This window comes from Streptomyces mobaraensis (assembly GCF_020099395.1).
Lineage (GTDB): Bacteria > Actinomycetota > Actinomycetes > Streptomycetales > Streptomycetaceae > Streptomyces.
The window spans coordinates 1,868,927-1,882,204 of the sequence record NZ_CP083590.1; the positions used below are offsets into that span (position 1 = coordinate 1,868,927).

Annotated in this window: 13 protein-coding genes; 5 read left to right on the forward strand and 8 right to left on the reverse strand. The window is 74.1% G+C overall.

Features of this window, described 5'->3' with window-relative positions:
- Positions 1-35: 35 nt before the first annotated feature.
- A complete protein-coding gene (locus tag K7I03_RS07750; RefSeq protein ID WP_185943295.1) occupies positions 36-503 on the forward strand; it encodes a DUF3093 domain-containing protein in 468 nt (155 codons plus the stop codon).
- Positions 504-524: 21 nt separating this feature from the next.
- On the opposite strand, the gene K7I03_RS07755 is transcribed toward K7I03_RS07750, so the two are convergent.
- From K7I03_RS07755 to K7I03_RS07770, 4 genes are all read right to left on the reverse strand, one after another.
- The gene (locus K7I03_RS07755; protein ID WP_221903065.1) at positions 525-1,373 is read right to left on the reverse strand and encodes an EcsC family protein; all 849 of its coding nucleotides are present in this window, start codon (positions 1,371-1,373) and stop codon (positions 525-527) included.
- A 14-nt stretch (positions 1,374-1,387) separates the two neighbouring features.
- A complete protein-coding gene (locus tag K7I03_RS07760) occupies positions 1,388-1,684 on the reverse strand; it encodes a DUF4193 domain-containing protein (protein WP_004949312.1) in 297 nt (98 codons plus the stop codon).
- Between the two features lie 448 nt (positions 1,685-2,132).
- Positions 2,133-3,422 (reverse strand): sensor histidine kinase, encoded by a 1,290-nt coding sequence (locus K7I03_RS07765; RefSeq protein WP_185943296.1) that lies wholly within the window; start codon positions 3,420-3,422, stop codon positions 2,133-2,135.
- A 4-nt stretch (positions 3,423-3,426) separates the two neighbouring features.
- Positions 3,427-4,080, reverse strand: coding sequence for a response regulator transcription factor (locus K7I03_RS07770; protein ID WP_004949316.1), 654 nt, complete (start codon positions 4,078-4,080; stop codon positions 3,427-3,429).
- Between the two features lie 372 nt (positions 4,081-4,452).
- Here K7I03_RS07770 and K7I03_RS07775 point away from each other — a divergent pair, with 372 nt between their 5' ends.
- Complete coding sequence (locus K7I03_RS07775) at positions 4,453-4,620, forward strand: hypothetical protein (RefSeq protein WP_004949318.1); 168 nt, start codon at positions 4,453-4,455, stop codon at positions 4,618-4,620.
- Between the two features lie 94 nt (positions 4,621-4,714).
- Here the strand turns inward: K7I03_RS07775 and K7I03_RS07780 are convergent, their stop codons facing one another.
- Both K7I03_RS07780 and K7I03_RS07785 read right to left on the reverse strand, forming a co-directional pair.
- Complete coding sequence (locus K7I03_RS07780) at positions 4,715-5,524, reverse strand: inositol monophosphatase family protein (protein WP_185943297.1); 810 nt, start codon at positions 5,522-5,524, stop codon at positions 4,715-4,717.
- A gap of 37 nt (positions 5,525-5,561) precedes the next feature.
- The gene (locus K7I03_RS07785) at positions 5,562-6,689 is read right to left on the reverse strand and encodes a ferrochelatase (protein ID WP_185943298.1); all 1,128 of its coding nucleotides are present in this window, start codon (positions 6,687-6,689) and stop codon (positions 5,562-5,564) included.
- A gap of 196 nt (positions 6,690-6,885) precedes the next feature.
- Between K7I03_RS07785 and K7I03_RS07790 the strand changes: the two genes are divergently transcribed.
- Both K7I03_RS07790 and K7I03_RS07795 read left to right on the forward strand, forming a co-directional pair.
- Positions 6,886-8,190, forward strand: a complete 1,305-nt coding sequence (locus K7I03_RS07790; protein WP_185943299.1) for an MFS transporter — start codon at positions 6,886-6,888, stop codon at positions 8,188-8,190.
- Entirely contained in the window at positions 8,129-9,469 is a 1,341-nt protein-coding gene (locus K7I03_RS07795) for a D-arabinono-1,4-lactone oxidase (RefSeq protein ID WP_185943300.1), read from the forward strand. The genes K7I03_RS07790 and K7I03_RS07795 overlap by 62 nt, the downstream gene beginning before the upstream one ends.
- A 103-nt stretch (positions 9,470-9,572) precedes the next feature.
- Here the strand turns inward: K7I03_RS07795 and K7I03_RS07800 are convergent, their stop codons facing one another.
- Complete coding sequence (locus K7I03_RS07800; protein WP_185943301.1) at positions 9,573-10,664, reverse strand: ICP22 family protein; 1,092 nt, start codon at positions 10,662-10,664, stop codon at positions 9,573-9,575.
- Positions 10,665-11,011: 347 nt separating this feature from the next.
- On the opposite strand from K7I03_RS07800, the gene sepH reads away from it, so the two are divergent.
- The gene (gene sepH, locus K7I03_RS07805; RefSeq protein WP_185943302.1) at positions 11,012-12,073 is read left to right on the forward strand and encodes a septation protein SepH; all 1,062 of its coding nucleotides are present in this window, start codon (positions 11,012-11,014) and stop codon (positions 12,071-12,073) included.
- 139 nt (positions 12,074-12,212) lie between these two features.
- Here sepH and K7I03_RS07810 read toward each other — a convergent pair whose 3' ends face one another.
- Positions 12,213-13,061, reverse strand: coding sequence for a sulfurtransferase (locus tag K7I03_RS07810; RefSeq protein ID WP_185943303.1), 849 nt, complete (start codon positions 13,059-13,061; stop codon positions 12,213-12,215).
- Positions 13,062-13,278: the final 217 nt, after the last annotated feature.

Consider the following 13,278-nt stretch of genomic DNA (forward strand, 5'->3'; position numbering starts at 1 on the left):
CGGTGCCCGGTCCCGCCCGTGCCAAGCTTGAGCCCATGCAGCACTACGAAGAACGCCTGACCGCGCCGCGCTCCTGGTGGACCATCGCCGTTCTGATCGGGGTGGCCTGCGCCCTGATCACGCTGCCGCTCGGCACCATCCCGATGCTCGGCGGACTCGTCGTCGGCGGGGCGCTGGCGACGATCGCCGTGAGCGCCTACGGCTCGGTGCGGATCCGGGTGGTGGGCGACACCCTGCTGGCCGGGGACGCGCGGATCCCGTGCGCCGCACTGGGGGCCGCCGAGGTCCTGGACGCGGACGAGGCGCGGGCCTGGCGCACCCACAAGGCCGACAGCCGGGCGTTCATGCTGCTGCGCGGGTACGTCCCGACCGCCCTGCGGGTCGAGGTCACGGACCCGGCCGACCCGACGCCGTACCTGTACCTGTCGACCCGCTTCCCGGAGCGGCTGGCCGCGGCGGTGGCGGCCGGGCGGGAGTCGGCCGCCAAGGCCGACCAGGGCTGACCGGGGCTTCCCCGGGCGGGCTCAGAGCGCGCCCTGCGGCCCCTCCGGCGACGGCAGCGCGGCCCAGGGCACCTGGCGGCGGCGCAGGTCGGCGCGGACCTTCTCGGCCAGCCTGCGGGTGTCCCGGCGGTTCATGACGGCCCCGACCGTCGCGCCGATCATGAACGGCGTGAGGTTGGGGAGGTTGCGGAAGGTGCGCTTGAGGACCCGCTGGCGCAGCTCGCGGCGGAGCTGCCCGCCGAGCGCCGCGTTGACGCTGGTCGGTTTGGTGACGTCCACCCCGCGCTCGTCGGCCCAGGCCGCGAGGTAGGCGAGCGTGCGCTGGCGCAGCGTGCCGGGTGCCCGGAGGCCGTAGACCTCGTGCAGCTCGGCGATCAGTTTGAACTCCACGGCCGCGACGCCGACGATCTCGGCGGCGAGCTCGGCCGGCATGGCCGGCGGGACGGGCAGCATGGCCGCCGCCCCGATGCCGGCTCCCACGGTGGACGTGCCGTTGGCGGCGCCGGACACCAGTTTGTCCGCGATCTCCTCCGGGCCGAGGCCCGGGAACTGGCCGCGCAGGGTCGCCAGATCGCGTACCGGGACGCGGGGCGCGGTGGCGATGATCCGGTCGACGACGGCGGTCAGGCCCGCCCGCGCGCCCCGGCTCCACCGCCCTGCCCTGCCCTGCGGGGGACCCGCCTCCGGGGAGGGTCCTTCACCGCGGCCGTCCGCGGCGGCGAGCGAGGCCCCCGGGCCCCGCTCGGCGTGCGCGCCGGCCGCTTCGTGCGCGCCCGTCACGGCGCGGTCGGGCCCGGCGGCGTCCCCCGTACGCCCAAGAGCCCCGGACCGCCGTGCGAGCCGCTTACGGAACGGTTCCGAGCCTGCCATCGCAGACCCTTGCCCTACTCGCAGTCGCGGCAGATCGGCTGGCCATTCTTCTCACCGGCCAGCTGGCTGCGGTGGTGCACGAGGAAGCAGCTCATGCAGGTGAACTCGTCGGCCTGCCGAGGCAGGACGCGGACGGACAGCTCCTCGTTGGAAAGGTCCGCGCCCGGCAGCTCCAGGCCCTCGACGGCCTCGAACTCGTCGACGTCGACGGCCGAGGCCGACTTGTCGTTCCGCCGGGACTTCAGTTCCTCGATGCTGTCCTCGTTGACGTCATCGTCGGTCTTGCGTGGGGTGTCGTAGTCCGTTGCCATGTCGCTCTCCCCCTCTGGGTGTCTGCGGTGTCTCCAGCGCACGTAACGCGCGAGAGGCCGGACTTGTGCCCGACCCAAGGCGGAGATTTTGCCTCACATCAAGGTCTGTTACTCAATCGACACCCAACCGCACACCTGAAGAGGTGATGGGATCGGGTGGCGAACGGGACCGTACACGGTCCGCAGGCCGCTCGTGGCAGCGCCATCTCCTGTACTTCCCGTGATCAAGACCCCCGGAAACCCCCATTTTCCAGGCGTTCCCGTAGGGGATCCGATCACGGAGAGTGGATGGCCGGATGTCCCTCCGTGTGATCGATCACACACGAAGACAGCGTTCATCAGACCAGGAAAATTCCGCCCAAAGCGAACCCGTGTCCGCGCCATTGTCGCAGAATTCCGCGCCCGGCGGAGTCTGTCAGGTGCCTGCCACGGCCCCCGCGCGTTCCCCTCAGACGGGCAGCACCACCCGCATGACCAGCCCGCCGCCCTCGCGCGGTTCCGCGGTGATCCGGCCGCCGTGCGCCCTGGCCACCGACCGCACGATGGACAGGCCGAGGCCCACGCCCTTGTCGCTGCCGGTGCGCTCGGTGCGCAGCCTGCGGAACGGCTCGAAGATGTTGTCCAGTTCGTAGGCGGGGACCACGGGCCCGGTGTTCTCCACCACCAGCACGGCCTCGCCGGGCCGGGACTCGGTGGTCACCTCCACCCAGCCGTCGTCCGGCACGTTGTACCGGACGGCGTTCTGCACCAGGTTCAGCGCGACGCGCTCCAGCAGGACGCCGTTGCCCTGCACCACGGCGGGCAGCCGCTCGCCCCGCAGCTCCACGCCCTTGGTCTGGGCCTCCCCGCGGGCCTGGTCGAGCGCCTGCGAGGCCACCTCGGCCAGGTCGACGGGCTTGCGGTCCACGATCTCGTTGTCGCTGCGGGCGAGCAGCAGCAGGCCCTCGACGAGCTGTTCACTGCGCTCGTTGGTCGCCAGCAGCGTCTTGCCCAGCTGTTGGAGCTCGGGTGACGCCCCGGGATCGGAGAGGTGGACCTCCAGCAGCGTCCGGTTGATCGCCAGGGGGGTGCGCAGCTCGTGCGAGGCGTTGGCCACGAAACGTTGCTGCGCGGTGAAGGCCCGTTCCAGCCGGTCCAGCATCTCGTCGAAGGTGTCCGAGAGCTCCTTCAGCTCGTCGTCCGGGCCGCCCAGCTCGATCCGCCGGGTCAGGTCCGTGGCGGCCACCCGGCGGGCGGTGCGGGTGATCTTCCCGAGCGGCGAGAGGACGCGTCCGGCCATGGCGTAGCCGAAGGCGAACGCGATCACGGCCAGGCCGAGCAGGGCCAGCAGCGAGCGCCGGAGGAGGCCGTTGAGGGCTATGGCGCGCTGGTGGTTCATGCACACCTGGACGGCGTTCTCCAGCTCCCGGGCGTCGATCCGGCCGGGGCGGAGGGAGGGACAGGCGTTGCTGGTGCTCTCCAGGTTGCCGTCGATGAAGCGGAACGGCAGGTAACTGCCCTCCCGCATGGCGTCCGCCGCCAGCAGGTAGATGATCGTGAGCAGCAGGACGCCCGCCATCAGGAACATCCCGCCGTAGAGCAGGGTGAGCCGTATGCGGATGGTGGGCCGCAGCCAGGGGAACGGCCGGACGACGGGCTGGCGCGGGTCCCAGGCGGGCCGTGGCGGGGCCGCGGGCCGGGGTGGGGGCTGGGAGGCCGCCGGCGGCGTGTTCGCCGGGGAGGGGGGCGTGGAGGCCATCGGGTCAGATCCGGTATCCGGAGCCGGGGACCGTGACGATCACGGGCGGCTCGCCGAGCTTGCGGCGCAGCGTCATGACGGTGACGCGGACGACGTTGGTGAAGGGGTCGGTGTTCTCGTCCCACGCCTTCTCCAGCAGCTGCTCGGCGGAGACGACGGCGCCCTCGCTGCGCATCAGCACCTCCAGCACCGCGAACTCCTTGGGCGCCAGCTGCACCTCGCGGCCGTCGCGGAACACCTCGCGGCGGTTGGGGTCGAGCCGGATGCCGGCCCGCTCCAGCACGGGCGGGAGGGCGACGGTGGTGCGCCGGCCCAGCGCCCGGACGCGGGCGATCAGCTCGCTGAAGGCGAAGGGCTTGGGCAGGTAGTCGTCGGCGCCGATCTCCAGGCCCTCGACGCGGTCGCTGACGTCGCCGGAGGCGGTGAGCATCAGGATGCGGGTGGCCAGCTGGAGCTCGACGACCTTGCGGCAGACGTCGTCGCCGTGGACCAGCGGCAGGTCGCGGTCGAGGACGATCACGTCGTAGTCGTTGACGGCGATGCGCTCCAGGGCGGCGGCCCCGTCGTACACGACGTCGACGGCCATGGCCTCCCGGCGCAGTCCGGTGGCGACGGCATCGGCGAGCAGTTGCTCGTCCTCGACGACGAGTACGCGCACGGGGCTCTTCCTTCCTCAGGGGGCCCGACGGGCCTGGGGTGCGGGGGTGGTCCCGGCGGCCCTGCGGGCAGGCCGGACGGCCACCGGTGGTGCCCTCCATCCTGCCCCGAACACCGATAAACCGGCTGTAAGGGGCTCCTGGGCCGCCGCCGGCGGCGGGTTCCCGTCCGATTGCGGACGGGAGGTTTCCGCGCGGACGGGGGTGGGGAAGACGTCTGCACACCCGCGATCACGACCCCCATCCCGTGGTGCGCCATGACCACGCGGCACCGCGGGGGACCACCACGCACGTGATCGTCTTCCCCGGCCACCGTCCGGGGAACCCCCCGGCACACCCCCGTGCCACCGAGCCGACCCAGGAGGGGGCGCAGCATGGACGCGTTCACCGCCGGCATTCTGCAGCGCATAGAGACCACGCGGAGTGATCTCGACCGGGCCCGCCGCAGCGGAGACGACTTTCTCGTCGACATGGAACAGGCGGAGCTGGAGGACCTGCACCGCCTCGCCGCGGAGCACGGCGTCGAGGTCAGCGCCGCCTGACCCTTGACCCGCCACCAACGGGGAGAGCGCCCCGGTGCCTCGTGCGCCGGGGCGCTCCGCCGTGTGTGCCGCCGTACGCGCCGGGGCGCCGGGGTCAGTCGTGCCAGGCGCCCAGTTCCTCCAGGCGGGCCTGGAGGGGCTCGAAGAAGCCGGGCGGGGCGGCGACGGCGAGCTCGCCGGACGCGGGCGCGCCGGGGCGGCCGCCGGTGAGCGCCCCCGCCTCGCGGGCGACGAGGTCGCCGGCCGCGAGGTCCCAGGGGTTGAGCCCGCGCTCGTAGTAGCCGTCGAGCCGGCCGCAGGCGACGTCGCAGAGGTCGATGGCGGCGGACCCGCCGCGCCGGACGTCCCGGACCTCGGGGAGCAGCCGGCGGACCACCTCGGCCTGGGCGGCGCGGCGGGCGGTGAGGTAGCCGAAGCCGGTGCCGAGGAGGGCCTGGCCGAAGGCGGGCGCGGGGCGGACGCGCAGTCGGCGGTCGCCGAGCCAGGCGCCCTCGCCGAGGACGGCCCGGTAGGTCTCGCCGCGCAGGGGCGCGGCCACCACGCCGACGACCGTCTCGCCGGCGTACTCGGCGGCTATGGAGACCGACCAGGACGGCAGTCCGTAGAGGTAGTTGACCGTGCCGTCGAGGGGGTCGACCACCCAGCGCACCCCGCTGGTGCCGGGGGTGCTGGCGCCCTCCTCGCCCAGGACGCCGTCGTCGGGGCGGTGCTCGGCGAGGAAGCCGGTGATCAGCTTCTCGGAGGCGAGGTCCATCTCGGTGACGACGTCGATGGGGCTGGTCTTGGTGGCCGCGACCCCGAGGTCGGCGGGGCGGCCGTCCCTCAGCAGCGCGCCGGCCCGCTCGGCGGCCTCCAGGGCCACGGACAGCAGCTCGGCCTTGAGGGCGTCGGTGGGGGCGTTCACGGGTGCTCCTTGCCTGATGGGGGGGTGCGCGGCGGGGTCACGCGTAGGGGCTGTCCGCGCCGGCGGCGGCGGGGCGGGGCGCCCGGGCCGGGCAGCAGCCGACGGGGCAGAGGTCGTGCGAGGGGCCCAGGGCGCCCAGCGCGCAGCGCTCGGGCCGCTCCCCGCGCTCGGCGGCGGCCCGCTCCAGGACCAGCTCGCGGACGGCGGCGGCGAAGCGCGGGTCGGCGCCCACGGTCGCCGCGCGGGCGACGGGCAGGCCCAGCTCGACGGCCTTGGCCTTGGCCTCGGTGTCGAGGTCGTACTTGACCTCCATGTGGTCGGAGACGAAGCCGATGGGGACCATCACCACGGCGGGGGCGCCGTCGGCGTGCACCGCCTCCAGGTGGTCGCAGATGTCGGGTTCCAGCCACGGGATGTGCGGGGCGCCGCTGCGGGACTGGTAGACCAGCCGCCAGGGCCGGTCGGTCCCGGTCTCCTCGCGCACGGCGTCGGCGATGGTCCGGGCCACGTCGAGGTGCTGGGCGACGTAGGCGCCGCCGTCGCCGTGGTCCTCGGCGGGGCCGGAGGTGTCGGCGGCGGCCGTGGGGATGGAGTGGGTGGTGAAGGCGAGGTGGGCGCCGGCCCGGACGTCCTCGGGCAGCTCCGCGAGGGCGGCCAGGGTGGCGTCGGTCATGGGGCGGACGAAGCCGGGGTGGTTGAAGTAGTGGCGCAGCTTGTCGACGCGCGGGACGGGCAGTCCCTCGGCCTCCAGGGCGGCCAGCGCGTCGGCCAGGTTCTCCCGGTACTGGCGGCAGCCGGAGTAGGAGGCGTACGCGCTGGTGGCGAGGGTGAGCACTCGGCGCCGGCCGTCGCGTACCAGCTCGCGGAGGGTGTCGGTCAGGTACGGCGCCCAGTTGCGGTTGCCCCAGTAGACCGGCAGGTCGGTGCCGCCCGCCGCGAACTCCTCGCGCAGGGCGCGCAGCAGTTCGCGGTTCTGGTCCTTGATGGGGCTGACGCCGCCGAACAGGAAGTAGTGCTGCCCGACCTCCTTGAGCCGCTCGCGGGGGATGCCCCGCCCGCGCGTCACGTTCTCCAGGAACGGGACGACGTCGTCCGGGCCTTCGGGGCCGCCGAAGGAGAGCAGCAGCAGGGCGTCGTACGGGGCGTGGGCTGGCTGATCCGACATGGCTACGATCCTGCCACCCCCCACTGACAGCCGCGTCACCCGGCATGGCGGGCCGAAGTGCGGAGGCGTACGGGGAAGGCGGGAAATACCGCGCGGCGAACAGAGGTTCACCCGTAACCTGTATGGGCCATCGAAGGCCCCTGCGGCACCCTCGTCATGAACCCCTCGTTCCTCTTCCTCAGGGCGGAGCCGGCTTTTGTCCAGTCCGTATCGCGCGATCTTCGCCGCGCCCGGTGCCAAGGGCTTCTCCGCGGCCGGGCTCTTCGCCCGGATGCCGCTGTCGATGATGGGCATCGGCATCGTGACGATGATCTCCGAGATCACCGGGGAGTACGGACTCGCGGGGGCGCTCTCGGCGGCGCTCGCCCTGGCCACGGCGGCGATGGGGCCGCAGGTGTCGCGGCTGGTCGACCGGTACGGGCAGCGGCGCGTCCTGCGGCCGGCCACCCTGTTCTCGGTGGCCGCGACGGCCTGCCTGCTGCTCGGCGCGCGGCTGCGGTGGCCGCACTGGACCCTCTTCGTCCTGGTGATCGGCGTGGGCGCGGTGCCCAGCGTGGGCGCGATGGTGCGGGCCCGCTGGGCGGCCCTCTACCAGGACTCCCCCGGTCACCTGCACACCGCCTACTCCGCCGAGTCCGTGATCGACGAGCTCGTGTTCATCGTCGGCCCGGTCCTCGCCATCGGCCTGTCGACCGGCTGGTTCCCGGAGGCCGGGCCGCTGCTGGCGGGCCTCTTCCTGCTGTTCGGCGTCTTCTGGCTGACCTCCCAGCGTGCCACCGAGCCGCCGCCGTCCGGGACCGCGCACGGCGGGGGCGGCTCCGCCCTGCGCTCGGCCGGACTGCGGGTCCTGGTGGGGACCTCGGTGGCGCTGGGCGCCCTGTTCGGCTCGATCGAGGTCGTGACCGTCGCGTTCGCCGAGGAACTGGGCCACAAGGCGCTGTCCAGCGTGGTCCTGGCCGTGTGGGCGCTCGGCTCCTGCATCGCGGGTACGGTGTTCGGCCTGCTGCGCCCCAAGGGCGATCCCGCCCGCCGCTGGCTCGTCGGGGTCTGCGCGATGGCCGTGAGTATGATCCCCCTCCAACTGGTCGGGAACCTGGCGTCCTTGACCGTCGCGCTCTTCTTCGCGGGCCTGGCCATCGCACCCACGATGGTCACCACCATGGCCCTGGTCGAGCAGCACGTACCGCGCGCGAACCTGACCGAGGGCATGACCTGGGCGAGCACCGGGATGGCGGTCGGGGCGGCACTCGGCTCGTCCGCCGCCGGATCGGTGGTGGACGCCCTGGGGGCCGGCGCGGGGTACGCGGTGCCCGGTGTGGCGGGAGCGCTGGCGGCCGTCGGGGCGTTCCTCGGGTACCGCCGACTGCGGTCGGCGCCGGAGCGGGTGTCCCGGCGGACCGGGACGTCCGTCCCGCGGCCTAGGGGAGGGTCTGGCGCACATGACGGAGACACCAGCAAGGGCACGAACCACGGCGTCGGCGAAGACGAGCGTGTGGCGTAACTGGGCGGGGAACGTCACCGCCTTCCCACTCCGGACGATCACTCCGGAGACGGTCCCGGAACTGGCCCGGGCGGTGGCGTCCGCCGCCTCGGACGGGCTGCGGGTGAAGGCCGCCGGCTCGGGCCACTCGTTCACGGCCACGGCCGCGACGGACGGGGTGCTGATCCGCCCGCACCGGCTGGCCGGGATACGGTCCGTCGACCGCGCGGCCGGCACGGTGACCGTGGGGGCCGGCACCCGGCTCGCCGATCTCAACCGGGCGCTGTCCGCGCGCGGCCTGTCGCTGACGAACATGGGCGACATCATGGAGCAGACGGTCTCCGGCGCCGTCAGCACCGGCACCCACGGCACCGGCCGCGACTCGGCCTCGATCGCCGCGCAGGTCACGGCCCTGGAGCTGGTCACCGCGGACGGCTCGGTGCTCTCCTGCTCGGCGACCGAGCACCCGGACGTGTTCGCGGCGGCCCGGGTGGGCCTCGGCGCGCTGGGCGTGATCACGGCGATCACCTTCGCCGTGGAGCCGGAGTTCCTGCTCACGGCGTGCGAGGAACCGATGTCCTTCGGACAGGTCACGTCCGAGTTCGACCGGCTCGCCACGGAGAACGAGCACTTCGAGTTCTACTGGTTCCCGCACACCGAGTGCTGCACCACCAAGCGCAACAACCGCAGCCAGGGCCCCGCCGCGCCGCTCGGCCGCGTCGGCGCCTGGGTGGACGACGAGCTGCTGTCGAACGGGCTGTTCGGCGCGGTGTGCGCGGTCGGCCGGGCGGTCCCCGCGGCGGTGCCCTCCATCGCCCGCGTCACCGGCCGCGCCCTGTCCGCCCGTACGTACACCGACATCCCCTACCGGGTCTTCACCAGCCCCCGGCGGGTCCGCTTCGTGGAGATGGAGTACGCGCTGCCGCGCGAGGCCGCCGTCCCGGCGCTGCGCGAGCTGCGGGCGGTCATCGAGCGGCGGCGGCTGCGGGTCGCCTTCCCCGTCGAGGTCCGGACCGCGCCCGCCGACGACGTCTGGCTGTCGACCGCCTCCGGGCGCGACACCGTCTACCTCGCGGTGCACATGTACCGGGGCGCGCCGTACCGGGCGTACTTCTCGGCCGCGGAGGAGATCATGACCGCCCACGGCGGCCGGCCGCACTGGGGGAAGCTGCACGGCCGGGACGCCTCGTACCTGGCCGGGGCCTACCCGCGGTTCGCCGACTTCACGGCCGTGCGGGACCGGCTGGACCCCGACCGGGTGTTCGGGAACCCGTATCTGCGGCGGGTGCTCGGCGACTGAGCCGTCGAGGAAACGTTCCGCTGCTCCGGGCTCGCCGCTCCGGGCCCCCGCGGGTCCGGAGCGGCGGGGATCAGAGCGGAGGGGCAGAGCAGCGGAGTCCCGCTCAGGCCCCTGTGCCCTTCCCCTGGGCCGGCGGCGCGCTCGCGCCGCCCTTGCCCTCGGCCGTGCCGCCCTTGCCGGCGTCCGGCGAGCCGCCTGGGTCCGGGGTCCGGTCCGGGCTCGGCGTGGAGCCGCCCGACGGGGACTTCCCCGGGTCCGGCGTCTGCCCGCCGGAGCCGCCGGCGGGCCGCGAGGCGTCGGGGGACGGCGTCGCGTCGCCCTTGCCGGTGCCGTCGTCTTTGCCGTCCTGGCCGTCCGTCGTCCCGGAGCCGCCCGTGCCGGGCGAGCGCGACGGGTCCTGGCTCCCGTCCGCGCCCTCGTCGGTCCCGGAACCGGTGCCGTGGGAGCCGTCCCGGCCGTGCTCGCCGCCCGTTCCGCCCTTGTCGTCGCCCTTCGGCTTCTTCTGGCCGTCCTGCTGGAAGGAGCGCATGATCGTCGTGCCGCCCTTGGTGCCGTCGGCGCTCTGCCCCGACACCAGCTCGACCGCCGTCACCGCGCCCATGGCGAGGACGAAGACCGCGCCGGCGGCCAGAAACGGCCGCTTCCAGCCGCGCCACCGGGTGCCGTGCGTCGTGCCGGCCGAGAACTCCCCGGAAAACGCTTCGGAGCCGTGAACGGAGTGCGCACTGGCGTACGCGCCGGGGTACGCACCGGCGTGCGCTTCCGGCAGCATCCGCGTCGCGTCCTCGTCACGGTCCGTGCCGATCCGCGCGAACAGCTCGGTCCGGTCCGGGTCCGGCGGCAGCGCCGCGCCCGGGTGCCCGGCCGCGGCGTCGGAGGCGTCGGCGGCGCGCGCCCGGCCGACCGCGCGCTCCGCGTCGCCCAGCGGCACCTGGCGCAGCCGGGGCCGCGCGGCCTGCACGGCCGCGTCGCGCACCTGCTCGCCGGTCCGTCTGAACAGGTGGTGGAAGACCGTGCCGCCCGTGGTGGCGACCACGCTGACGACGCCCGCGCCGATCACCGTGCCGTAGACACCGAGCTTGCCGGCGAGCAGGGCGGCGATCACCGCGGCCAGCGCACTGCCCGCCACCTGGGCGACGCTCAAGTCCAGGCGTTTGCCCTTGGCTTTTGCGCCACTTTCGGCTTTGTCGTCCATCTCCAGCCTCTGTCGAACCTTTCGCGCCTCTTGCACTCAGAAGGGACATTCGAGCGTAACGAACAGTTCCGAATCCGGTGATTGTGTGAACCTCGCCACCCGTGGGAAGGTCTCCGGCGCAAGAGGGGGCAATCAACTCCCTTGCCGGACGTGAACATCGATGGCGCGCCGCTCCACCCCCAGTGGTCCGAATGGAGTACTGTGGCGAGCCCGGCCCCGGTATCCCGTCCGGTTGCCCGGACCCAACGGGAGGGGCCCGGGCGGCTCTCGCCCCCGTCAACCCGGCAATGTTGTGGCAGGCTGCTACCCGGGCAGGCCACACTCGACCAGCGGAAGCAGCGACGCACGTGACGTCGGCAGGCACCACCCGGGAGGTCCCCATGCCCGAACTGCGTGTCGTGGCCGTCTCCAACGACGGCACACGGCTGGTGCTCAAGGCTGCGGACAGCACGGAGTACACCCTTCCCATCGACGAGCGGCTGCGCGCCGCCGTGCGCAACGACCGCGCGCGCCTGGGGCAGATCGAGATCGAGGTGGAGAGCCACCTCAGGCCCCGCGACATCCAGGCCAGGATCCGGGCCGGCGCCTCCGCGGAGGAGGTCGCCCAGCTCGCCGGCATCCCCGTGGAACGCGTGCGCCGCTTCGAGGGCCCGGTCCTCGCCGAGCGCGCCTTCATGGCCGAGCGCGCCCGCAAGACCCCCGTGCGCCGCCCCGGCGAGAGCACCGGGCCGCAGCTCGGTGAGGCCGTGGCCGAGCGCCTGCTGCTGCGCGGCGCCGAGAAGGACACCGCGCAGTGGGACTCGTGGCGGCGCGACGACGGCACCTGGGAGGTACTGCTGGTCTACCGCGTGGCCGGGGAGCCGAGGGCCGCGAGCTGGACCTACGATCCGCCGCGCCGGATCGTCTCTGCGCTGGACGACGAGGCGCGGGCGCTGATCGGGGAGACCGAGGACACCCCGGAGCCCAGCTTCCCCTTCGTTCCGCGCATCGCCCGGCTGCCCCGGGAGCGGCCGCAGGACCGCCCGGTGGCGGAGCCCGTCGAGGCCCCGGCGGCCGTCGCGGCGCCCGCCGCCGAGGAGGCCGCCAAGGAGCGCGACTCCCTGACCAGCCTGTTGGAGGCCGTGCCCAGCTTCCGGGGCGACATGGTCGTACCCGAGCCGCCGTCGGCGCCGCCGGGCGAGGTCCCGGCGGAGGAGGCGGAGGCGGTCGAGCCGCCCGCCCCGGCGGCGAGCGCCGGTTCGGCGTACGCGGACGTGCTGATGCCCCGGTCGGTGGCCGGGCACCGGGAGCGGCTGATCGGCACCACGGACCGGCAGGCCGAGGCGGACGGCGTCCGGCCGGGCCGCAGGGCCGCGGTCCCGAGCTGGGACGAGATCGTCTTCGGGACGCGGCGCAAGAAACAGGAGTGAGGGCGGCGTCGCCCGCCCCGCTCTGCCCCTTTCGCGTGGTTCCGTACGTCCGCTCCCGCGTAACCCTTTTGCCTGAATCGCCGGGCCCGTGCGCCCGGCGATCGGCATGCCCGGCCCGGGAATCCGAGCGCGGCCCGGCTCAGCCCGGCTGTGCCCCCGTGGCCACCGGACGGGACGGGTCCGCCGTCCACTCGCTCCACGAACCGGCGTACAGCGCGGCCGGCACGCCCGCCACGGCCAGCGCCAGCACCTCGTGCGCGCCGGAGACCCCGGACCCGCAGTAGACGCCCACCTCGGCCCCCGGCACCGCGCCCAGCGCGGAGAAGCGCCCGGCCAGCTCGGCGGCGGGCCGGAACAGCCCGCCCGCGTCCACGTTCTCGGTGGTCGGGGCGGAGAGCGCGCCCGGGATGTGGCCCGCGACCGGGTCCAGCGGCTCCACCTCGCCGCGATAGCGCTCCGCCGCGCGGGCGTCCAGCAGCACGCCCCGGCGGGCGAGCGCGGCCGCGCCGTCCGCGTCGAGCAGCGGCACCGCGCCCGGAGCCGGCACGAAGTCGCCCTCGGCGACCTCCGGTACCTCGTCGGTGAGTTCGCCGCCCGCGGCCGTCCACGCGGCCACGCCGCCGTCGAGCACCCGCACCGACGGGTGCCCCGTCCAGCGCAACAGCCACCAGGTGCGGGCCGCGGCCCAGTTCTGGCCGCCGTCGTACACGATCACGTCGTCGGCCGCGGAGACACCGGCGCGGCGCATCGCGGCCCCGAACACGGCCGGGTCGGGCAGCGGATGGCGGCAGCCCATGCCCTCGGGGACCTTCGGACCCGTCAGTTCCTCTTCCAGATCGAGGTAGACGGCACCGGGGAGGTGGCCGGCGGCGTACTCCGGGCGGCACGACGGGCCGCCCGACTGCCAGCGGACGTCCAGCAGCCGCGGCGACCGCTCCCCCGCCGCGAGCAGCTCCGCCAATTCCCTTGCGCTGATGATCGGATTCATGCGGGCCATCCTGGCGTAGTCACCTCTGCGTCCGACAGGCACCCTGGCGGGACAGCGCACGACCGATCGATACTGGACGGCAAGAGCCCCGAAACGGAAGCGAAACACGATTTCCGGCCTCTTCCTGCTGGATCCCACGGGAACCAGTGTCATCCGGCGCGGCCGGGGGGCATGACACGACCGGTGGTGCAACCATCTGCTCAGGCACCGTCCCGCA